Origin of the sequence: Shewanella sp. S1-49-MNA-CIBAN-0167 (assembly GCF_040310145.1) — a bacterium.
GTDB lineage: Bacteria > Pseudomonadota > Gammaproteobacteria > Enterobacterales > Shewanellaceae > Shewanella > Shewanella psychromarinicola.
Genome location: NZ_JBEOPO010000052.1, coordinates 1 through 23,880, shown reverse-complemented (window position 1 = coordinate 23,880; position 23,880 = coordinate 1). Strand labels below are relative to the sequence as shown.

At 40.6% G+C, this 23,880-nt stretch carries 13 protein-coding genes and 2 pseudogenes; 7 read left to right on the top strand and 8 right to left on the bottom strand.

What is annotated here, in order from left to right:
• Positions 1-109 precede the first annotated feature (109 nt).
• Positions 110-2,557, top strand: coding sequence for an acyl-CoA dehydrogenase FadE (fadE, locus tag AAEZ00_RS18675; RefSeq protein ID WP_351089411.1), 2,448 nt, complete (start codon positions 110-112; stop codon positions 2,555-2,557).
• A gap of 93 nt (positions 2,558-2,650) precedes the next feature.
• On the top strand, positions 2,651-3,082 hold the full coding sequence (locus AAEZ00_RS18670) for a PaaI family thioesterase (RefSeq protein WP_101031772.1): 432 nt from the start codon (positions 2,651-2,653) through the stop codon (positions 3,080-3,082).
• Positions 3,083-3,232: 150 nt separating this feature from the next.
• On the opposite strand, the gene AAEZ00_RS18665 is transcribed toward AAEZ00_RS18670, so the two are convergent.
• The 4 genes from AAEZ00_RS18665 to dapA form a co-directional block, all read right to left on the bottom strand.
• Positions 3,233-6,328, bottom strand: a complete 3,096-nt coding sequence (locus tag AAEZ00_RS18665; RefSeq protein WP_101031774.1) for an efflux RND transporter permease subunit — start codon at positions 6,326-6,328, stop codon at positions 3,233-3,235.
• Positions 6,325-7,407 (bottom strand): efflux RND transporter periplasmic adaptor subunit, encoded by a 1,083-nt coding sequence (locus AAEZ00_RS18660; protein WP_101031775.1) that lies wholly within the window; start codon positions 7,405-7,407, stop codon positions 6,325-6,327. Before AAEZ00_RS18660 ends, AAEZ00_RS18665 begins: the two co-directional genes overlap by 4 nt.
• 494 nt (positions 7,408-7,901) lie before the next feature.
• On the bottom strand, positions 7,902-8,999 hold the full coding sequence (gene bamC / locus AAEZ00_RS18655) for an NlpB/DapX family lipoprotein (protein WP_124011522.1): 1,098 nt from the start codon (positions 8,997-8,999) through the stop codon (positions 7,902-7,904).
• A 4-nt stretch (positions 9,000-9,003) separates the two neighbouring features.
• The gene (gene dapA / locus AAEZ00_RS18650) at positions 9,004-9,888 is read right to left on the bottom strand and encodes a 4-hydroxy-tetrahydrodipicolinate synthase (RefSeq protein WP_124011523.1); all 885 of its coding nucleotides are present in this window, start codon (positions 9,886-9,888) and stop codon (positions 9,004-9,006) included.
• Between the two features lie 284 nt (positions 9,889-10,172).
• On the opposite strand from dapA, the gene AAEZ00_RS18645 reads away from it, so the two are divergent.
• From AAEZ00_RS18645 to gmtX, 5 genes and pseudogenes are all read left to right on the top strand, one after another.
• The gene (locus AAEZ00_RS18645) at positions 10,173-10,709 is read left to right on the top strand and encodes a glycine cleavage system transcriptional repressor (protein WP_124011524.1); all 537 of its coding nucleotides are present in this window, start codon (positions 10,173-10,175) and stop codon (positions 10,707-10,709) included.
• Positions 10,710-10,817: 108 nt separating this feature from the next.
• Positions 10,818-11,186: pseudogene (gene bcp, locus AAEZ00_RS18640) on the top strand (thioredoxin-dependent thiol peroxidase); the annotation flags it as partial.
• A gap of 115 nt (positions 11,187-11,301) precedes the next feature.
• Positions 11,302-12,732, top strand: a complete 1,431-nt coding sequence (gene gmtY / locus AAEZ00_RS18635) for a gamma-mobile-trio recombinase GmtY (RefSeq protein ID WP_351089409.1) — start codon at positions 11,302-11,304, stop codon at positions 12,730-12,732.
• A complete protein-coding gene (locus AAEZ00_RS18630) occupies positions 12,729-17,123 on the top strand; it encodes a VPA1269 family protein (RefSeq protein WP_351089407.1) in 4,395 nt (1,464 codons plus the stop codon). Before gmtY ends, AAEZ00_RS18630 begins: the two co-directional genes overlap by 4 nt.
• Positions 17,113-17,784 carry a gamma-mobile-trio protein GmtX gene (gene gmtX / locus AAEZ00_RS18625; protein ID WP_351089405.1) on the top strand — a complete coding sequence of 224 codons (672 nt, stop codon included), beginning with the start codon at positions 17,113-17,115 and terminating at the stop codon, positions 17,782-17,784. The genes AAEZ00_RS18630 and gmtX overlap by 11 nt, the downstream gene beginning before the upstream one ends.
• A 93-nt stretch (positions 17,785-17,877) precedes the next feature.
• On the opposite strand, the gene AAEZ00_RS18620 is transcribed toward gmtX, so the two are convergent.
• The 4 genes and pseudogenes from AAEZ00_RS18620 to AAEZ00_RS22440 form a co-directional block, all read right to left on the bottom strand.
• Positions 17,878-21,162, bottom strand: a complete 3,285-nt coding sequence (locus tag AAEZ00_RS18620) for a type I restriction endonuclease subunit R (RefSeq protein WP_351089403.1) — start codon at positions 21,160-21,162, stop codon at positions 17,878-17,880.
• A gap of 22 nt (positions 21,163-21,184) precedes the next feature.
• Positions 21,185-22,570, bottom strand: coding sequence for a hypothetical protein (locus AAEZ00_RS18615; protein ID WP_351089401.1), 1,386 nt, complete (start codon positions 22,568-22,570; stop codon positions 21,185-21,187).
• A 5-nt stretch (positions 22,571-22,575) separates the two neighbouring features.
• Positions 22,576-23,409 (bottom strand): DEAD/DEAH box helicase, encoded by an 834-nt coding sequence (locus AAEZ00_RS18610; RefSeq protein WP_502959338.1) that lies wholly within the window; start codon positions 23,407-23,409, stop codon positions 22,576-22,578.
• A 9-nt stretch (positions 23,410-23,418) separates the two neighbouring features.
• Positions 23,419-23,811, bottom strand: a pseudogene (locus AAEZ00_RS22440) (AAA domain-containing protein); the annotation flags it as partial.
• Positions 23,812-23,880 lie beyond the last annotated feature (69 nt).

The window sequence follows — 23,880 nt, the reverse complement described above, 5'->3', positions numbered from 1 at the left end:
AGGTTAACTTTTACGTGACACAGGTCTGACCACGATCGAATCTGTGAATAAGATCAACAATTGACGGGCTATTCATTACCTATTTTGAATAGTTTTAAGGAGAAGTACATTGACCACCCTACTTTGGATCATCGCGATGATCTTTGTGCTCGGCGCTATGGCATACCTAAGGGTATCCCTACTATCAACCACAGTTGCAGCAGCCATTGTGCTCGTTGTCGGTAGCACTTTAGACATTACTGGTGTAATTGCATGGATTATTTTCATTGTTATTGCACTGCCACTCAATATCAAATCATTCAGGCAGAATTTTATCAGTCGCCCACTGATAAAAGTGTATCGCGGTATTATGCCAGAGATGTCTTCAACAGAAAAAGAAGCCATTGAAGCTGGTACTACGTGGTGGGAAGCAGATTTGTTTGCCGGTAACCCTAACTGGAGCAAATTACACAACTACCCAAAAGCACGGTTAACTGCCGATGAACAAGCATTCCTAGATGGTCCGGTTGAAGAAGTCTGTAAAATGCTTAATCAACATGAAGTGTCTCATGTGCTTGGGGATTTACCACCGGAGATCTGGCAATTCTTAAAAGATCATGGCTTCTTCGCGATGATCATCAAGAAAAAATTCGGTGGTCTTGAATATTCAGCTTATGCTCAATCATGTGTGTTACAAAAGTTGGCCGGCGTGAGTAGCGAACTAGCCTCTACAGTAGGCGTACCCAATTCACTAGGCCCTGGCGAGCTATTGCAACATTACGGTACTAAAGATCAGCAAGATCATTACTTACCACGTTTAGCGAAAGGCTTAGAAGTGCCATGTTTTGCATTAACGAGCCCTGAAGCAGGCAGTGATGCTGGTTCAATCCCAGATTTCGGCGTTGTATGTAAAGGTGAATTCCAAGGCGAAGAAGTTCTTGGCATGAAACTAACGTGGAACAAACGTTATATTACGTTAGCACCTGTCGCGACCGTATTAGGTCTTGCATTTAAACTACGCGACCCTGATCACCTTTTAGGTGACAAAGAAGAATTAGGCATTACTTGTGCGCTTATCCCTACGGATGTTCCTGGTGTTGAAACCGGCCGTCGTCACTTCCCATTGAACTGTATGTTCCAAAATGGTCCAACACGCGGAAACGAAGTGTTTGTGCCATTAAGCTTCATTATTGGTGGTCCAGAAATGGCAGGCCAAGGGTGGAGAATGTTGGTTGAATGTTTGTCAGTGGGTCGTGGTATTACCCTACCCTCAAACTCAGCCGGTGGAGTAAAAACCGCCGCGGTAGCGACTGGAGCTTACGCTCGTATTCGCCGCCAATTTAAATTACCTATCGGTAAGTTAGAAGGTATTGAAGAGCCAATGGCGCGTATTGGTGGTAACGCATACTTAATGGATGCTGTTGCCACATTAACGACTACTGCTATCGATTTAGGTGAAAAACCTTCGGTGATTTCTGCCATCGTTAAGTACCACTTAACCGACAGAATGCAAAAGTGTGTTATTGATGCAATGGACATTCATGGTGGTAAAGGTGTTTGTCTTGGCCCTAATAACTATTTAGGCCGTGGCTATCAAGCAGCACCGATTGCAATTACCGTAGAAGGTGCAAACATACTGACTCGTTCAATGATCATTTATGGTCAAGGCGCAATACGCTGCCACCCATATGTATTGGCCGAAATGGAGTCTGCATTTGATACGGATGCAAACCGTGGTTTAGCTAACTTTGACGCCGCGATATTTGGTCATATTGGTTTTGCAACATCTAACTTCATTCGTAGCTTCTGGATGGGCTTAACCTCATCTCGTTTCTCCAATAGCCCTTACTCAGATAAAACTAAACGTTATTATCAACAGATGAACCGTTTCAGTGCTAACTTAGCATTATTATCTGATTTAGCGATGGCAACCCTTGGTGGCAACCTAAAACGTAAAGAGCGTATTTCTGCTCGTTTAGGTGACTTGTTAAGTCAGCTGTACCTAACCTCTGCCACATTAAAACGTTATCAAGACGATGGCCGTTTAACTGAAGATTTACCGTTAGTGCAATGGGCTGTTGAAGATTCGTTATACAAGTTACAAGATTCGTTAGATGACTTGCTTAACAACTTCCCAATGGGCTTAGGCATTGCGCTTCGTGCGGTGATCTTCCCATTCGGTCGTCCAATTAAGCGTCCAAGTGATGTATTAGATCACAAAGTAGCTAAGATTATGCAAACCCCCTGTGCTAGCCGTGACCGTTTAGGTAAAGGCCAGTTCTGGACGCCATCTGAGTTCAATCCTGTTGGTATCCAAGAACAAACGTTTAAGGATATCCTAGCTGCAGAACCACTGTATGACAAAGTCTGTAAAGCTGCCGGTAAACGTCTACCATTTATGTGGTTAGACAAAGTTGCTGCAGAAGGTAAAGCGCTTGGTGTGTTAAGCGACAGCGAAATCGCTTTACTTGAACGAGCTGAAATTGGTCGTTTGAAATCAATTAACGTTGATGACTTCGATACCGATGAGCTCCGCGCGGAACTAGCGCCTAAAGCTAAGCGAGAAAAAGCAGCCTAGCTGCCTAGGTTATAAACCTAAAGTAAAAAGGGTAAAGCGCAAGCTTTACCCTTTTTTATTGCTACAGATTGTTCAGATAGACAAAGGGTTAACATGAAGCACTTTACCGGATTACAATTAATGCAAGCCATGCTCAATGGCGATATCCCAGCTCCCTCCATCACCAAAACCATGCCAATGACGGCCATTGAAGTGAGCCAAGGATCGGTTACCTTCGAGGCCTTCGCTGATGAGCGTCACTTAAACCCTATGGGTGGCGTTCATGGTGGTTTTGCCGCCACGGTATTAGACTCGGCAACGGCATGTGCAGTTCATTCAGCCTTGCCTGCTGGTGTCGGCTATTCAACCATAGATTTAAACATTAAGATGGTCCGCCCAGTACCGCAAAAACAACGTTTATTAGCCAAAGGTAGCGTGATGAACTTGTCTACATCATTGGGCATTGCTGAAGCAACATTAACCACTGAAGACGGCAAACTATTGGCCACGGCAACAGCAAGCTGCTTAATTTTACGTGGCGCATAGCTATTTCTCTATAAGAATGACCCGGTCACCATAAAGTCACCTATAAAGAGATCGCAACCACAATAAAATCGTCGATTAAACTGCCGCCGAAAAAGCTAAAAAGCCAGTCATTTGCATAACTGGCTTTTGACATCACTCAAAAAAGTAAAGTTAGTCGTCTTGTAATTCTATTTCTAACTGCTTCGCCACCGCTTGCGGTGAGCTGCTATTACGGGCAAATAAGCTATAAGCAACAGGAATAACAATCAAGGTAAAGAAAGTCGCCAGTAAAATACCTGACAACACCACTACCCCTATTACAAATCGAGTTTCAGCCCCTGCTCCACTGGACAACACTAATGGAATAGCGCCTGCAGCAGTGGTAATACCGGTCATTAAAATGGGCCGTAAACGTTGAGTCGAAGCTTGTAAAATCGCTTGTTGAAACTCAACACCTCGGTCGCGTAATTGATTGGCAAATTCAACGATTAAGATACCGTTTTTAGCAGCCAAGCCAACCAGCATGATAATTCCAATTTGACTGTAAATATTGATACTTTGGTCTGTAAACCATAACCCAATTAGCGCACCTAAAGTCGCGAGTGGTACAGTTAACATAATCACCAAAGGATGAATATAGCTTTCAAACTGTGCCGCAAGCACTAAAAAAACAATTCCCAATGCTAGTAAGAATACAAAGTTCATCGAGTTACCCGACTCTTGGTAATCTAACGATGGACCTTTATAACTGATCACCGCTTCTGCAGGTAAATACGTCACAGCAAGTTCATTGAGATAATCTAACGATTCACCCAGAGTATAATCATCTGCTAAGTTGGCTTCTAACGTGATGGCACGCATACGATTGTAGCGATTTAACGAACTCGCATCGGCAAACTCTTCAACCGAGACTAAGTTTGATAACGGGATCAGTTCTTGCGAGCGGTCAGAACGAACATAAATGTTCTCCATATCAGTCGCAGTACTTTGATTATCACGATTACCTTCAACAATAACATCATACTCCTCGCCATCGCGCATAAAGGTTGTGACCAAGCGCGACCCCAGCATTGACTCTAATGTTCTGCCAATATGGGAAATCGACACACCTAAATCTGCCGCGCGTTCCCGATCAATTACCACTCTCAACTGTGGTTTGGTTTCTTGATAATCGTGATCTAAACCAATGATTTTATGATTCTCTTTGGCTTTATCAAGCATAATATCACGCCACTCCGCCAGTTCTTCGTAGCTTGGACCACCGATAACAAACTGCACAGGTTTACCCACACCGCGACCAAACGCTTGGCGCATAATCGGGAAAGCACGAATGCCGGCTAAATCTGATAAGCGATTACGGATATCGACAATAATTTCATTAGCACTGCGGCGCTCAGCCCAATCTTCGAGCACAATGATCGCCATACCATTTGAAAAATCAGCAGAGGTTCCAAAACCACGAGGGGCACGGATCAATAAGCGCTTAATTTCGCCGCTTTCAACCAGTGGCATTAACCGACCTTCGACTTCATCCATGTATTTTTCAATGTATTCAAAGCTTGCGCCTTGAGGACCATTAACAATTAAAAACATAGAACCCCGGTCTTCTTGTGGGGCAAATTCTTGGGGGATTTTATTCAATAAAAACCCACTTAATGCAAACGAGAACAGTACAATTAATGACACTAAAATCGGTTTTTTCATGCCCGCTTGTAAACTTATCAAATACCAACTTGATAGCTTACTCATCATCTTATCGACTTGTTTAACTAACCACGGGTCTTGGTTTGCGGGTTTTAATAATTTTGAGCACATCATCGGGCTTAACGTTAACGCCACAATACTGGAAAAAATCACTGCCGCGCTCATGGTGACCGCAAACTCTTTAAACAGCTTGCCTAAATCACCCTCTAAGAAGGTGATCGGCATAAACACAGCAACAAGTACCAAGGTTGTTGCCACCACGGCAAATGCCACTTCACGCGCGCCTAAGAAGGCTGCTTTTAACGGTGAATCGCCTTCTTCAATACGTCGATGAATATTTTCGAGCATCACAATGGCATCATCGACCACCATGCCAATGGCGAGGATCATCGCCAACAATGTCAGTAAGTTGATGGTATACCCTAGTGCATATAGCACTATAAAGGTCCCCATTAAAGATACGGGCACAGTGATGGCTGGAATTAACATCGCTCGCACGGAACCTAAAAACAAGTAAATAACGATAATAACTAACACCATGGCAATAAACAGTGTTTTATAAACCTCAGCAATAGAGGCTTCAATAAACACTGAGCTGTCATATGATCGTTTAATCTTCATGCCGGCTGGCAATGTTGGGTTAAGCTTGTCTACCAAGATATTCGCCGCGCGCGCGACGTCCAGGGTATTAGCCGTAGATTGTTTACTGACGCCTAAGCCAATCATCGCCTCTTTGTTGCCTCGGAAGATAATACGCTCTTCCTCGGAACCAATTTCTACTTTGGCGACATCACTTAATTTAATTAAATAACCGTCCTCACCTTGCTTGATCACTAAGTTAGAAAAGTCATTCGCCGTTTTAAATACCCTGTCTAGGCGCACCGTAAAGTGACGATCTTTCGATTCGATTGACCCGGCTGGCAATTCAACATTTTCAGAGCGTAACGCATCTTCAACATCAGAGACGGTTAGATTGCGCGAAGCTAACGCTTGACGGTCAATCCAAATTCGCAAGGCATACACCTTGCCGCCACCTAAACGTAATGTCGACACCCCATCAATTACGGCAAAACGATCGACTAAATAACGATTGGCATAATCCGTAAGCTGCAAGATATCCATTTGATCGGACACTAAATTCAGCCACATAATCACTTCGTCGCTGCCGTTGGCTTTGTAAATGGATGGCGCATCGGCTTCTTCTGGAAGCTGCTCTAATAAACCAGAGATGCGGTCGCGCACATCATTGGTCGCAGCCTCAATATCTCGATTAATATCAAACTCAATAGTGACATTTGAACGGCCATCACTACTGGAAGAACTAATATGACGTATCCCTTCTACACCACTGATCTTGTCTTCGATAAGTTGGGTAATTCGACTCTCGACGACAGAAGCACTGGCGCCACGATAACTGGTCTCGACCGACACAATCGGCGGATCAATATTTGGGTACTCCCGCAAGGGTAATTTACCGAATGATACTAAACCTAATACAATCAGTAAGATACTAATAACAGATGCAAAAACCGGTCTTTTAACCGATAAGTCAGTTAAGATCATGCCGACTTCTCCATTGCTTCAATAAGAGCAAAATTGAAGTTTTCAGCTTGTTGAACTTGAACCTTATCTCCAGGTCGAACTTTTAAAATACCGCGAATAATCACTTGCTGATCAACCTTAAGCCCTTTGGTTATTTCAACCCAACCTCGCGTCCGGGTGCCTAAGGTAACTTGTTGCTGTTCAACTTTATTTTCTGCATTAACCACATACACATAATGTTTGTTTTGAATAGGAATAATAGCGGCTTCTGGTAACAATAATGCTTCACGACTTTGCTTAATAAGACGGACTTTCATTAGCATGCCGGGCAGTAACTTATAATCATCATTAGGCATTACCGCACGCACGACTACCGCTCGGGTTTCAGGGTTAACCCTGCTGTCAATCGAGGTCACAACGCCTTTGAATATCTGGTCTGGATAAGCAACGGCTCTGGCTTCCACTAATTTACCTGGTTGTAATTCTTGGATAAAACGTTCTGGCACTGAAAAGTCTAATTTGATTTTACTCACATCATCTAACGTACTGATTTGCTCACCAGGGGTAACCAAACTGCCGACACTCACTTGGCGTAAGCCTAATTTACCTGCAAATGGCGCTTTAATAGTGCGATCATTGAGTGCCGCTTTTGCTTGCTCGACTTCCGCACGAGTGGTATCGATTAAACTTTGTAACCGGTCTCGTTCTAATTCTGCGATGGTTTTGCTGGTGACCAATGAACGGATACGATCCAATTCACGTAGATTTTCAATTAATTTGATTTCAGTGACGGCCACTTTGGCTTTATGTTCGTCATTTCTCAATTGCACTAATAGCGTACCTTTTTCGACCAAATCACCATCTTTAAAATTAATATTGGTTACAATTTCAGTGATTTTTGATGTCACTATGATCGATTCATACGCTTTTCCTGTACCTAAAGCTTCTACTTCATCACGAATAGGCATAATCGCCACGTTAGCTACAACCACATTAGGTATAGGTCTCGGACGTTGAATGACGGCCTCTTGAGGAAACATTAAATAGTAAGCCGACAGCGCAGCCAACACTATGGCGATCAGTACAATTATCTTTTTCATTTCAGGTCCGTAACCATCGAAGGTTAAATGAATTATATATATGATTTTTAACTTGTATGATTGTACTTAGCAATAAAACTACATCAAGTTGTTTTACTTTCATTTACAAACCACGAACATATCAAGCAAAAGGTTCACATCGAAATTATATGCACTATATTGTGCTTTTAAAGCAATAATAATGCATATTTTTTGCTTTTTACGCATTATGTGAATATTAATCCAATATAGAGGTCTGATTGTCGACACATGCTGTGACAAATCGTTTATAGCATCACTTTAAGTCTCGGTTCATTCTGCGAGAGTTAAGCTTTTCTGGGGGATTATTTAAAAAAGGAGCTCGCGTTATCGTGTCTATATGGATTGAACTGAAGACATTAATATGTGCAGACTAACGACCCATTGAATAAAATGAATATTAAAACTGTATAGCCGGCAAAGCAAAAGAGACGCTCGAAGCGTCTCTTTTAGGATAAAGTCGTTAACCGTAACGCTTAACGAATTTTACGGTCTTCTTGCATTAAGTCTGAGATAATGTTGTACACTTCTGTAATAGACTCATCAGGTAATGGTTTGTCTTCTACATCACGCAGCAATATTTTAGTTTGATTAACATCTTCGGTTTCTTTAAGCAGTAGACGATAATTGCCTTTTTTCAATGACAACTTTTCTTCACTCCATAAAGAGCTCCAGAAACCGCCGCTTTCTTCTAAATTAATGTAAAACAAGCCTTTGCTGTTATCCATATCAACAACATCAAAACCCATTTCCGGTAACACTAACCGTAAGCGATCCCAAACCGATTTGTAACTTGCATCAGCTAACCAATAAGCAGATTCGCTGGCATTCGTCACTAAATCAACTTTAATACCAAGACTTTGCTCAATCCGTGCAGCACGGATAGCTTGATCACGTTTAATACTCATATAAGCAATGGCATTATTTAGCATATCAGTGGTATAACGACGCTTGTCTTCACCATTTAATAAAATCTTTTGATCTTTATCATCGTAAAATTCTTGATGTTCAATTAAATCAATTGCGACAGAGCCTGAACGACCGTGAGATTTCACCTCTACTTGATAACGATAGCGTTGACGAAGTTGATACACTTTGTCACTGCTCCACCAATTAGATTCAATGACTTCATCATTTTCAATCCAATCAGTTTCAATAAAGCCTGCAGCCATATCTTCACTACGCACAGCAATATTGTTTTTGGCTAGATAACCATTAATCACATCAAATATTTCTTGATTTAAATCAGTGGTACTTTCAATCGATTCAATCACCACTCGAATATTATCATTGCTTTCTTCGATGTGTGTGCCTTCAGCCATTGGTAATACTTGCAATGGTGCACGAATATCAAGATTTTTACCCACAAGTTGCTTGTTTACTTTATTGCCCACAGCGGGAATATCATATTCTTTGCTGTAAGTAGGCGTATTCAAGCCCTGTGGGATCGTCAATAATGGCGTAGTTTCAGCATTGACGAAATCATCATCACCATTTGCCTGACGGCGATCTAATGGTGTACTGCAAGCTGTAATAGCTGCAACAAGGAGTAACGGAGTGACTTTCTTTAACATGAATTTATTTTACCTCGATATGAGCTTGTTTCATTGTTTCTATTAACAGACCATGAAACTGCTCAGAAAGTTCAGTTAAAGGTAAACGAATATGACCATCAGCTATCAAACCCATTCTATGAACAGCCCATTTTACTGGGATTGGGTTGGCTTCACAAAATAAAGAGCGATATATGCCCATCAATGGTTGATCAATGGTGGCAGCTAATTGAGCATTTTTAGATAATGCGGCATCACACATGGCTTTAAACGCATGTGGAACAATATTATTCGCTACGGAAATAACGCCATTACCACCCAGCAATAAAAACTCGCGTGCTGTGGCATCATCACCGCTGTAAAGTAAAAACTCATCACCACACAATTCGCGCAAACGTGAGACCCGGCTTAAATCGCCAGTAGCCTCTTTTACACCAATAATATTACTCACCTTTGATAATTCCGCCACGGTTTCGGGTTTCATATCAACAGCGGTACGACCTGGTACATTATAAAGAATTTGCGAAATGTCAGTACTTGCAGCAACCGCCTTATAATGGGCAATGAGCCCCTTTGGCGAAGGCTTATTGTAATAAGGGGTCACGCCAAGCATGGCGACAACACCTGATTTTTGCATTGCTTTGGTTAATTCTATTGCTTCTGCAGTGGCATTGGCGCCATTACCACCAATAACAGGCAGACGACCTGATGCAAACTTAACCGTTTGGGTAACAACAGCCACATGCTCTGTCATAGGCAAAGTTGCTGATTCGCCTGTAGTACCGACCGCGACAATGGCATCAGTACCTTGTTCAATATGAAACTCAACAAGTCGTTCAAGACTTGCATAATCTACTGTGCCATCACTATTCATTGGTGTGATTAAGGCTACGATGCTTCCGTTTATCATCTATCTTCCCCACGGTTTCAGGATTCGCTATGTTACTGATGCCAACCACTAATGACAAGCTCTACGGTAACCAGAATCTGAAATAAGTTATTTATACTATTTATTGCACAGTAACCTAGCATCTTTGAAGCCATAGCGCTAAAAAATAATCACATTTATGTGAGTGATATAGGTTAGTATATTGAGGTGTTTTAGTGAAAAATGATAGTATTAACACCCGCACCAAAACTTACATGCTTTGGCATAAGTTTTCGCTCTAAGATATCAAAAAGTGAGGAAAATCCATGACCAATTATCTGGTCGTTACGGCAATGGGCGCAGACCGTCCTGGATTAGTGAGTCGTTTAGCGCGTTTAGCAAGTGATTGTGATTGCGATATAGTCGACAGTCGTATGGCATTATTTGGTAATGAATTTACCTTAATTATGATGATATCAGGATCTTGGTCAGCGATGACAAAAATCGAAAGCTTATTACCCGTGTTGAGTGTTGAACTTGAACTCATGACGGTAATGAAGCGAACATCCAAACATACGCCCAAAAACTTTGTCTCTCGTATTGAAGTTATTTTTAATGGTGAAGATCTACGCGGAACCATGAAGAGCATTACCCATTTCTTGGCTGAAAGAGGCCTCGATTTAGGTGCAGTCCGCTCCCACGCTGAAGATAATAACAATCTTAAAACTCAGTCGATTCTACTCGCTATCAATATCCCCGATAAAGTCAATCTATTGAAGCTTGAACAAGGTATTCATGAACTGGCTGAATCTTTGTCATTAGAGTGCACCATTAAACGTATGCAAGGTATTGCGGCGCCATAATAGTTAAAAATGTTTAACCACGGTAATACAATCCATATTGATGCGATTAACGTGAACTTCTCAGGGCTTTTTGAGCAGAAATCGCATCTTAAATATTAAGGACAACTGATGAATACATTACAGGTCGGTGATAACGCACCACAATTTAGTCTTAATAACCAAGCAGGTGAAACCATATCGTTAAAGGAAGTATTAACGAAAGGTCCTGTGTTGGTGTACTTCTACCCTAAGGCATCGACTCCCGGATGCACAGTGCAAGCACAAGGCCTGCGCGATATCAAAGCACAACTTGATGGCTTAAACGTAACAGTATTGGGCATTAGCCCTGATCCTGTGGCTAAACTGGCCAAGTTTTCAGACAAACAACAACTCAATTTTGCTTTGTTAAGTGATGAAGACCATGCCGTTGCTGACGGTTTTGGTGTGTGGGGCGAGAAAAAATTTATGGGTAAAATTTACGATGGTATTCACGTATTACATAAAGAAAAACATACCTTTTAATACCGTTCTCAACTTGACATCTGCTTTTTTTTACCTTAACTTCATAAGTATCACATAAATAATTATACCTATGTACTCTTTGGAGGATTTTGTGTCAGATGGATACTATCAATTCAGTTGTACCAGACCATACGAAGTTAAACATGACAAGGCCGGAACGATCAGAGTCACGGCAATATTTTCAGATGGTAATGTGCTATTTCCAGCAGTGAAGTATTTGGCACAAAAAAAAATCAACGGCAAGTCATCAATTTCGTGGGAACGCTTATTTATTCAGGCCATGAGATTATTACTGGATTATTATCTTGCACACAAAGACCACTTCAAGAATGCAAAAGATATGTTCGAGAACTTTGCATACAGAATTCAGTTTGGAACAGTTGATGAGAATAGGCACGATCCTAGCGGTTTACACTGGCGGCCCCGTTCTGCGGACCAATCCAGCCGAATTATTCAGAAAATCACTTGCTTTAGCGACTGGCTTTACAATGAATCTGAAAATGAATCCCAATTATTAAATCCTTTGAGGAAGGCAACGCCAGCTGAAAAAGTGCTCAACCTGGCCGCATATAACCATAAAATAAATAATGCTTTTTTGAAACACACCTATTCAGGTGTTCATCGAGCAGACACCATCAAATATTCGAGAAATACAAGAGTTAAGCAACTCGCAACGAGTAACATTGTACAGAAGAAGTCATTTAGTGAAGATAAGTTAATCGATTTATTGTTAGATGGTTTAAAGCGAAAGTCGGCAAACCATGATGCTCCTTTTGAAGAGAGGTATCGTGTAGATTACATACTCATTACGTTGCTAATGCATTTGGGTGGACTTCGTGAATCAGAAGTTTTTCATTTGTATACGGATGACATAATCCCTAATAATGGCGGGCAACAAATCAGAGTATACCACCCGTTAGAGGGGCTTGCTCCTGAGCATGCTAGGTTGAAATTTAAGAAAACTAACTTATCGAGAAAAGAATATCTCGCACGCGAATTTGGAATGTTAGATCGCCTCACTGCTCGAGGTGGTCTTCATTCTGGATGGAAGAGTCCTACGGTCAATAATACAGGTAAATATTTTCATGTTTTCCTCTTTGGCTACCCTGAGTTGCAGGACTACTTTTTTAAGTTGTTCCGCCTATATTTAGAGACCAGAGTTGAGCCGCTACCGGGTCGATATCATCCTTTTTTGTTCACTGATAAAAACGGTGATCCACTAAAGCTTCGCACATTTATTCAGGCCCACAATAGAGCTGTAATGAAAATTGGCATGGTACCGAAATTAGAATATGGAGGGACTCCGCATTGCCATCGTCATAGCTATGGACAACGTTTGGCCGATGCTAAAATTGATCCTTTAACAATTAAAATTTGTATGCACCACAGTTCACTTGAAAGCCAACGAGCTTACACGGACCCACAGCTGTTTAAGGTGTCGGAAGCGCTAAAAGCTGGTATTAAAACTCTTGAAAACAACGTACCGCTATCATTACCGGACTTGACTGGAGATCTATCATGAATAAATACCCAACATTTCAGGAGTATAAGGACGCAGTTAAACAACTTAATCCTATTCCTAAAACCATTCCAGAATACGTAAAGGTGTACAAACAAGACACAAGGTTATGCCGGAATCCAGACCGGAAGTTTAGAGATAAAGGCTGGTTGGGTTGGCGTGATTTTTTCTGTGTTGAACTTAAATATCAAACATTGCAAGAGCACATAGATGCAATTCAAATGCTTACTCCGATTCCAACAACGGCACCTGAATACGCAAAGGTTTACATACAAGACACAAGGTTAGCTCGTTATCCACATACAACATTTAAAAATAAAGGCTGGCAGGGTTGGGCTGATTTTCTTGATAGAGATCGCAAAAATCTAACATTGGAAGATTATAAAGCAGCTGTTCAAAAACTTAATCCTATTCCTACAACAATTCCAGAATACGTAAAAGTTTACAAACAACAATCAATGTTAATTCGCCACCCTGACAGAAAGTTTAAAGATAATGGGTGGTTGGATTGGTTTGACTTTCTTTGTACCCCCAAAAAATACCAAACATTTCAAGAGCATAAAGATGCAGTGCAGCAACTTACTCCGATTCCTACAAATGTTAGTGAATACGTAAAGTTTTACAAACAAGACAAGAGGTTATGCAGCCAACCAGATATAAAGTTTAAAGATAAAGGTTGGATGGGTTGGGGGGGGTTTTTAAGTGTTATCCAAAAATATCAAACATTACAAGAGCAAAAGGAAGCAGTTCAAAAACTTAATCCAATTCCAAGAAAGGTTCAAGATTACTTAAAAGTTTACAAACAAGACCCTCGCTTACAACGCTACCCTTACCAAAGTTGGTTAGGTAACGGCTGGTTGGGTTGGCCAGACTTTTTAGGGATGCCCCCGCAATATCAAACATTGCAAGAACATAAGGATGCAGTTCAAAAACTTAACCCAGTTCCTTCAACGATGCGAGAATATACAAAATTTCATAGACAAGACCCAAGACTATCCCACAATCCAGAAATACTGTTTAAAAATAATGGATGGTCGGATTGGGGGGATTTTTTAGATACTGTAAAAAAATATACTACATTACAGGAGTATAGAGATGCTATTCAAAAACTTAACCCTGTACCGAAAATGCTTAAAGATTACAAAAATAATTTCAAGCAAAACCCTCGTTTAACATCCAATCCTGATAGGAAGTTTAATGATAAAGGTTGGGTGAGTTGGTATGACTTTTTAGGTAATGATGATATCGTTCTATATGAAACCGAAGAAGAAGCTATGGCGGCAGTGCAGCGACTGGTCCCTATTCCTCGAACGGTTAAAGAATACAAAAAAGTTCACAAACAAGACCCCCGCTTACCCTCCCAACCAACACTTTACTACAATATTCCCAAAGAGACCGGGCTGGCATACTTCTTGGCTATTAAGTATTTTAATTATGCCGAATTAAAATCGTGGACTGATACCCTAGATCCAAAGCCAACTAATGTATTCGAATGGAATCAATATTCAAAAAAAGAACGAAAAGTACCGAGTCATTCTGACCGTCTTCCACTGATTGAAGGATTTTATGACTTTCAGAGCCTAGTGGGGGTTGAATATCTAAACCCTCTCGATGCTATTCAACTTATTCACAAGATAAAACCTAACCTAGCAAGCCTTTCAGAATACAAAGAGCTACAAAAACTCTACGGCTCATTACCCAAAGATCCTGTTCACCGATACGGTTTTGAAAGTTTTCCTCATTTTTTATCATTCGATAAGTCAAAAATTTTTAATAAAAAAGAAGCAAAGGCGTACTGCCAAAAACACAAGATACAAACCGCACAACAATACGAGCAGCACGCAACCAATACTCCCGAGCTACCACTTAAACCAAGCCAAATTAAAACAGTATCTCGACTTAATGACATATCATATAAACCCTCAATTTGTTCTGTATTTGATAGTGATGCTTTTGATGAATGGGTTGAATTAGCAGATAAACATTGTTCAATAAGCAAGAATAACCTTAAACGCTACGGTGTGATTAAGTCATTTTTTCTTTACTTCAAAGAAGAATTAAATCCGTGTGTCGAAAAGCAGTGCTCAGAGGAAAGTGAGCTTATCGACCCCACAGATTGGTTCAACACTCTGGCTAAGAGCAGCAGACAATTAGCAACTCTAAATATACTTCAACTTTTTTTTGAGTTTGTTCTAGAGCAGAAATGCGCACATATCAGTGAAGATGGAGAAGTGGTGTATATCGAAGGGTATCGTATGCCCATTAAATTCACTAATTTACCTGTTGAATATATCAATCTCTCACTTAACGAGACTAACAAAAGGGCGTTGCCTTTCAAGTACATTCAAAATGGAAGAAATTTTATAGCAACAAACAAGACTCAAAATCTTGGTGATATCTATCATCACATAACAAAGCATGGACTTGATTATTTTGACACATTTACAGAGTGGTTCGAAGTGGATGAAAGAACAATCGACAAGTCCGACCCTAACTGCATTTGGAAGTTTGATATTAACAAAGGGTTCCTCATATGGTCACCCGTGAAAATAGTCGCGACCTTGTTTCAACTGTATACACCGTTTCGTGGTTCACAGATTGTATGGTCTGACAGCGGTGAAGCCGACAAATTCAAATTAGTAAATAAAAATGGACAGTATATATGGCAGGAAAATACGCTACTTGCGGACTATCGAGTACCAGAAAAACATCATCAAGGCTTATTGAAACCATCGGACTTCAACAACAAAACATCTTCAGTTCATCTCCACATTAACACCAACAAAACTGCTCATAACGCATACTCGGGTTATGACGTACCCTACATTGACGATCGATTGTTACCTTTTTTGTTGCAATTACGTGATTGGCAAACTAAATACAATCCAATTAAAGCACCAATTCACTGGTACAAAGCTAAAACAAGTAAAAGTTCGAATCAAAATGAGCTTCTCAAATTTGGATATCAAGGGCGCACTTGCTTTCTATTCCGTAATCCTTGTGATGGTGACGGACAAAGCCCTATAAAACAATCTCAGCTTGCGAATACATTTGCAGCCGTCTTAAGCTTAATTGAAGATAAAGAGTTACCTTTAACAACTTTAAAAGGTAGAAGCCCAGCAATAATCGTTGACGGTAGAAAAAGAGCAAAAGCGATCTCCAATATACAGCCCCTTTTTACACTTCACTGCATGCGGGTGTCGCTTATCACTGCATACATTCGAGACGCTAAGATTGCTCCCGAAATTATCCAAAAATTGGTAGGTCATTCATCACTTGTTATGACTATTTACTACATAAAGGTTGAAGCTGAGACTATCCGGGATGAATTGATGCAATCCGAGGGTAGAATCATAATGAACCAAGTTAAACGAATCGAGCAGATGATTCGCCAACAAAGGATGGATGAATTAAGCTCAGAGTTAATCGACAGTCAAGGAAAGGTCAAAACAAAGGGATGCGAGATACCAGCAGCATTATATTCCATAATGGACTTTGGCTTATGCCCGGTTGGCCGAACACTCTGCAATGAAGGGAGTTCACTTTCCACTGAAGGGAGTTCACCATTATCATCACGAAATACCAACCGCCCAGTAGAAGCCGGTTATCTTGGCACAGAAAACTGCTTGCGGTGTCGTTTCTTCCAAACAGGACCGGCCTTTTTAGGTGGACTACAGATGCTATCAAACGAAATAAGTTTGGAATGTAAAGCAGCATCATTGAGAATGGAAGAAATGCGTCAAGAAATCGAAATTTTAGAGGATATGGAATACCAAGCAATGAAGGCTGGGGAGCACTTTAAAGACGCTAGTAAGTTGAAGCTTTCTGAGTCACATTACCAGAGTGAGGCCACCCGCTTTGACGGACTGGCAACAGATATGATAATGGCGGTACGTTTCGCAATAAACTCAATTGAACTGCTGAACGATTCATCTTCGGGTAATAAGTCAACCAGCCTAATTACCCGACTGTCGCAACCTGAATTAACCTTATCTCTTGAAGAAGAGAGTAATTATAGTCAATTCGATATGGTCTGTCAGAGCGCATCGTATTATCAATCAGCGCGGCCTAAGACAGCCGCCATGAGTCGCTCTCAACTGCTTGACCTTTTTGCTCGAAAGAATGGTTTTTCTCCCGGAATGTTTGCCCTCACAGAGAAACAACAGGTTGCAGTAGGCAATCAAGTGACCAATCTTTTATTAGCACGTTTAGGCAGCTTTGAGCGAGTAACAGAGTTGATGGACAAGGATTCATATATAAAATTGGAAGACCTTGGTATAGCTCCATACAGCGACACTTCGATTGAGCTTGAATGCCTAATAGAAAATGGACACAGAAATCAAATTGCTTCAAAAAATAATCACAACACAATAGGAAACAAAGATGTCGAATGATATAAGACAAGAAATTATCAACAGCACATTTGAAAGTCTATTATTGGAATGCTCTCACCGCACGAGCAAGAGTTTGGAAGTGATAAAAAAAGTCTGTGATAACCAAGTTAAAGCGAAAAGAATAATATTCACTATCGCTGAAATTGGCCGGTTATCGCAGGCTATCGACGGGCCTAAAGAACAAACCATCAGAAATGATACTAAGCCAGCTAAAGCTTACCGAACACTTATTAGTGCTTACGAATCAGCATATCAAGCAAAGCAAATTGCTAAATTGGGCCCAAATGGTGCAGAACAGTTAATTGCAAGTATCGAAGACCATCGACTAAGAATACAAATGATGGACTTGTTGGCTGAAAACAAACTACTCAAAAACCAAGTTAAGCAACAGCAATTAGCTCTTAACGCTCCGACCTCAAGTGATATGCATGGTAACCCCATAAGTAACAATCTTGATATAGAGCTCAACTCTATTGAAATTAGGGCTTTATCAGACTTTATTAGCGAATCAAATCAAAAAGAACATGGATTGTCGATATCTGGACAAGGCCAGGTGTTAGATAGAAATGGAAACGCGATCACAAAACGGGCTTTCGTTGATGCAATAGAGAAATTAACAAAAATACCAGAACATAAAGATTTGATTGGTAACAATGGCTGACAAACAAAAACACAACAAAAGAGACTGTAACTAATTCAGGTGTAAATAAAATACACTTACTTTCATTTAAGGTTTGGCCTCAAACGCTCCACACTAAGCAGCCCTATTCTTCTTGAAATTCTCAGCTTGCTCAAAAATCTCTTTGTAGACTTCATCTCGGCTCACTGGCGGGTAGCCAAACTTGGCGAGTAGCATGATGAGGTCAACCTTTAACTCGGCCTTAATATCATCGCGCTGGTTCCAGTCTGTGTATTTTGCTTTATCGTCCACGACTTCTTTAACTGCACGGGCAAGTTCGAGTAAGCGGTCTTCTGGATACTCAAAATCGTACTTAACGGCTAGCGAGAGTAAAATGTCATAAAAGGCTTTCTCTTCGAGGTTAATGCCCATGTCCTCAAACGAACCCATTTCAATCTTAAGGTCTTGGAACATGGAAATGATTTCGTCCGAGAAGTCCTCTAACACATCGCTTACAAGCACGTCTTCTTCTTTGCGCTCATTGTACTTTTCAACCAATGACTTAAAGCGTTGTGAAAAATCGATAGCTTTCATTTTGTTAACTTGCTTAAACTCACCAATCGCCTTTGCTAGCAATTGTTGTAAAAGCTTTATTTTAGTATTCGGTAATTTAATTTTATCGATTTTAGCTAAGTAATCATCATCAAAAATATCAACGCCATCAGCGCCCTGACCCAGCTTGAAAATTTCTTCAACACCATCACTTTTAAGCGCCTCAGAAATCATCTGCCGCACTTTAGTATTCATTTGTGCCGTGTCAGGTGCTTCACCTTTAGTAAGCTTGTATACAATTGATCTAACCGCTAAATAGAAGTGAATATAATCACGTTCTTTTTCTACCAACTTCTCACTGCCGCAGCAAACGTCGTAAGCAGTCTTCAAACGTTTCACTAGCGCCATAAAACGGTGTTCTAATTTTTGAGTTTGGAGCACAAATTCAGCGGCGTTATTCAAACAGTTTAGTTGAGCGACAGCCATGCCTGAAAAGTAAGGTGCGTCGTCAAACGTATGCAGCATTTTGCCTAATAAATCTAAGTGGTCTTTTACCACAATGACCGATTGAGCAATATCTTCAAAGTTACTGACATCCGTCTTAGAATACTGCGCTAACGCTTTATTCATCTGAGTTTTGATGCCGATATAATCAACCACTAAGCCTTTGTCTTTGCCTTCAAACTTGCGGTTAACCCGTGAAATGGTTTGGATAAGATTGTGCCGTTGCACAGGCTTATCTATGTAAATTGTATCTAAAGAAGGCACATCAAAACCGGTTAGCCACATATCCACCACGATCGCAATTTTGAAGTTTGATTTATCATTTTTAAATTGGCGGTCTAAGTCTTTTCGGTATTCTTTCGTGCCAAGTAAATCCCACATCGCTTTAGGATCATCTTTACCGCGAGTCATCACCATCTTAACCCGTTCTATCGGTTTAATTTTTTTACGTTCTTGTTCTGTGAGAGTCGTTCTCACATCACATTCCAGTACCTCAAACCATTGGGGTCTTAACTGTGTTAATTCTTGATAAAATAAATAAGCAATTTCACGCGCACTACTGACAAAGATGGCTTTACCATTAAGAGTAGCCCCTTCACTTACACGGTTGTCATAATGAATGACAAAATCTCTAGCAAGTGCATGAATACGGTCAGGATCACCAAGAATTGCCGTCATATTGGCAGATGCTTTCTTACTTTCTTCTATCTGATGTTCGTTACTGCCATTATCTTCACATTTTTGATAGTAGGCTTCTATTTCATCTAGCTTGGCATTGTTCAGCACAACTTTTGCTGCTCGGCCTTCATAAACAATACGCACCGTAATTTCATCTTTAACAGACTCAGTCATGGTATAGCTGTCAACAACCGGGCCAAATACATCTAATGTGGCGTCAACTGGCGTACCAGTAAAACCAACATAGGTCGCATTAGGCAAAGAGTCATGTAAGTATTTTGCAAAGCCATAGGTTTTCTTTACGCCAGCATTAGGGCCTGTTTCAATGACGGTTAACTTCTGATCCAGGTTTGTTTGGCTGCGATGCGCTTCATCAGAAATACAAATCACGTTATTGCGGTCGGTCAACACCTTAGTGTCTTCAGTAAATTTGTGGATTGTCGTTAAAAAAACACCACCACTATTGCGGCCTTGAAGCATCTCACGTAAATGTTGACGACTTTCAACCGTCACTACTGTTTGGTCACCAATAAACGTTTTGGCATTGGTAAATTGTTGCGATAACTGATCATCAAGATCGGTTCTATCGGTAATTAAAATGATGGTTGGGCTTTCAAAATCAACACTTTTCATCAATAAACGTGACAAAAACTGCATGGTAAAACTCTTACCGCAACCCGTAGCACCAAAGTAAGTACCACCTTTACCATCGCCTTCTGGCTTTCTACTGAGTTTAATATTTTGATAGAGCTTGCGGGCCGCATAATATTGCGGATAACGACATACAATTTTTACGTCGTTTTTTGAGGTATCAGGGAAAAATACAAAGTTACGGATAACATCACGCAAACGGGCTTTATTGAACAAGCCCTGTAACATGGTGTGCAACGAGTTAATGCCATCTTTTTCGATTGACTCGTTACCCGTGACTTTACGCCAGGCATAGAAAAACTCATATGGAGAATACAATCCTCCCATTTTATTGTTAACGCCATCACTGATAACGCAAAAGGAGTTGTATACAAACAATGAAGGAATATCACGACGGTAACGAGTGTTTAATTGAACATAAGCATGGTGTATCGACGCCTCTTCTTCACGAATGGCACTCTTAAACTCAAACACCACCACAGGTAGACCATTGATATACAAAATACCATCAGGAATACGCTTTTCACCATCAATGCCCTCTATCTCAAGCTGATTGACGATTTTATAGATATTGGTGTCACTGCTCTCTTGGGCAGCATAAAGGCGGGCTCGTTCGGCGACTAAGGCTAGTTGCTGATCCTGTTGGTGAGTCGCGACTAAATTCGGCAAAATAGACTCAACCACATTACTGTAGTCAACTAGCTGGATGTAGAGATCCTTTTGCGATGCTTGTTGAGCATTCGCACATGGCTCTCTTTTTAGCAAAAAGCCATCACTTAACCATTTACAGAAGGTTTTGTTACTGTCGTATAAATCACTGGCGGGCAACGATTCAATTTGCTTAATAATCAAATCAATTTCACCCGGCGTAATATTATCTCCAGCATACTTTTTAGCGAGATACTGGCTCAAATCAGCTTTAATTAACACGTCGGTATTATCGCGTTCAATGTCACAGCCTCGCACATATGGGTAACCTTGCTCACCCAACAGCTCAATAATGGCCTCTTCTAACTTCGCTTCTGTAAATTTCATAGTAAGTCTCTGCACCAGTTAGTTATAAAGAACCGATCAAGTTCGGTTTACCATAAGCAACCGACCCTTCTAAAAAGTCGTCTACAACATCAGATACCCGTTTAATTAAACTCTTATCTCTGGTGATATAGCCCATAGGCACATGAACAGGACTGATATCAGGCATAGCCATATGATAACAAACGGCTGCAAACTCATTATCCAAAAGCAATACTTCTACATTGCCATCAAACAGTCCATTTCTTATCCCTTCACAAGATTCAAGATTGGGTATTTTTTGCTTCCACTCTTTGGCAACTTGGTCTTTGGTTTTGGAATGGTCATCAGTAGGTAAAAACAATGTCAGCTTGTAGTTAGAGCCTTTACTGTTGCTCTGATAACTACGCAAGCTGTCTATAGTCTTAGTAAACCCTTCACTTAAGCCCCAATAGCGTGTGTTGGCAGCTATCCACATCAACCTTTTAGGTTTACTTTGTTGTTTCGTTGGCTTTAGTTTTTTTAATATTTGCTCAACTTTGTTCAAGGCTCGGTTGCCATACAGTGGCCCAATAAGCAATTCATAAGGCTTGTTGGTAAAGCCGCTGCCCATTTCAGCAATCATGCCCCTAAAATCAATCGCATCATGTTTTACAAAGCGAGCTACCGACATGTCCTGAAAAGCATCCCAAGCCAATTTAATCTCATCCAGGTTATGCTCTAATCTATGATTATCAGTAGCCTGCAAAATAGCATTACTAATCGCTTCATCGTTTTCATAAAGCTTGTCGACATAAAAAGGCATAACTCGACTATCAAAATCAATCTCAAATTTACGTCTAACTCTATGGGCAATCGTTTTCTTTCGAGTCACATTATCAACGGTATACAGGCTTGGTAACGCACCATCATGTGTATTAATCTTACCTAAATCACCGGATTCAACTAAGCGTTGAAAATGCTTTTTAAACATCTTCATCGCATGTTGTTCACTTAAACTTTGGATCTCATGATTAACATCAAGTCTAAGCGCTGAATTCCAACTACCATGTTGATTTTGCACTTTATTGAATCCAACCAGCTCGAACGTCACTGATGAGTTACGCGCTTGAGGTTTTTCAATCATGGGCTTCGCATCTAGCGTGGCAAAATACCCTTTAGCTAATGCAGTGAGAGTTAACTTGCCATCCTCCAAGTAGGTTATTTCACCTTTGTTAATTGGATCCTCTAATGCAACAGACAACTCCCTTGCATTAAATCCAAAAAATGTGGCTAATTCCAGCTTAGATAATGGGGCAATATACAGCGCCCTAATAATAAACTCTTTAGTAAAAGGCAGTCCCTGTTTGCTCAAATAGGAGTAATCAATGCTAAACGTTTCAGCGGGTACAATGTAGTCCACTTCGTTAAACTCAATTTTTGTGTTATCCATAACAGTTAGCTAACCTTCTTCAATTTTGTGGTCGACACATTAACAAAAGCATATTCACTATCAGCACTATGGTTTTCCATATACTTGATAACCTGACCAAATGGTAAGCCGATGTTTTTCCCTTGCCACATTCGTTTATCACCGACAATAACCAGTCGGTCCATCGCACGCGATAATCCCACGTTGATTCGGTTCGGCATTCGTAAAAAACCAGGGCTCTGTTTCAAATCAGAACGTGATATTGAAAGAATAATGATGCGGTTCTCTTTACCTTGATAACTGTCCACGGTATCTATTTTTAACAGCGCTAGTAACGCTTCTGACAGCCCTGCTTTTTTAACTTTTTGTCGCAAGCAACGCTTTTGCTCTGCATACATACAAATAACGCCAATAGCTGCTTCACCGTCTTTAACTTGTTCAAATAACGAGCCCACTAATTCACTGTTTTCATCAATTTGTTGAAGCAACTCAACAATAGCCTCAGCTTCTGCATCGTTATAAATACTCATACCAGAACCATTTTGGTGGTGAGCTTTTTTACCCAGCGATGAAGTATCTAACCAGGTGGCACTCGCCGATAATGCTTCGGGTAAATCCTGATAAATATCAGGAATAATACGACCACCGTTTTCAAGTTCCCCTTGATAAAAACACTGTGAAACCATAGTACCAATAGCCGGAGCCATACGATATTGAACTAATAATTTAGCGCCAATTTGGCTGCCATAATGTGAGCTAAACGCACGCGAAAAGTCACTTTCAATTAGCTCATCAATATCATTACTCGATGAAAGTCCTAATTTTCTCGCAAGTGCTTTCTTATGTGGGTCAGAATACAAAGGCGGCAACTGTTTATGGTCACCAACCAACAGAATTCGTTTACCCACTTGCATTGCTATAGCAAGCTCACTGGCAATAGAACGTGCAGCCTCGTCAATAATCACCCAGTCATATTGATTACTGGCAATATCAATTTGCCAATTGCCAATGCCTACACAGGTTCCTGCCACCAACTGGCGAGATCTCGCAAAAAACTCATCAAGGTTTGCGTTCCCTGCACGCATTACATGCAGCATGTCATTAGACATATCAATGATACGTTTCACTTTCAATGCAACGCTTGGTTCGACGGCATATTCCTGATTTAAATTTTTGTTCAGCACTTCTGCCACTTTAGCTAAATCATCATGCCAGTCTTTATTATTACGAATATCTATAGGTAGGCGGTTATTAATTAACATGCCTATGCATCTGAGTCAGTTTTGGCCTATTCTTATAGTATAAATCAAGACTAGAAGTGAGATTTGCTA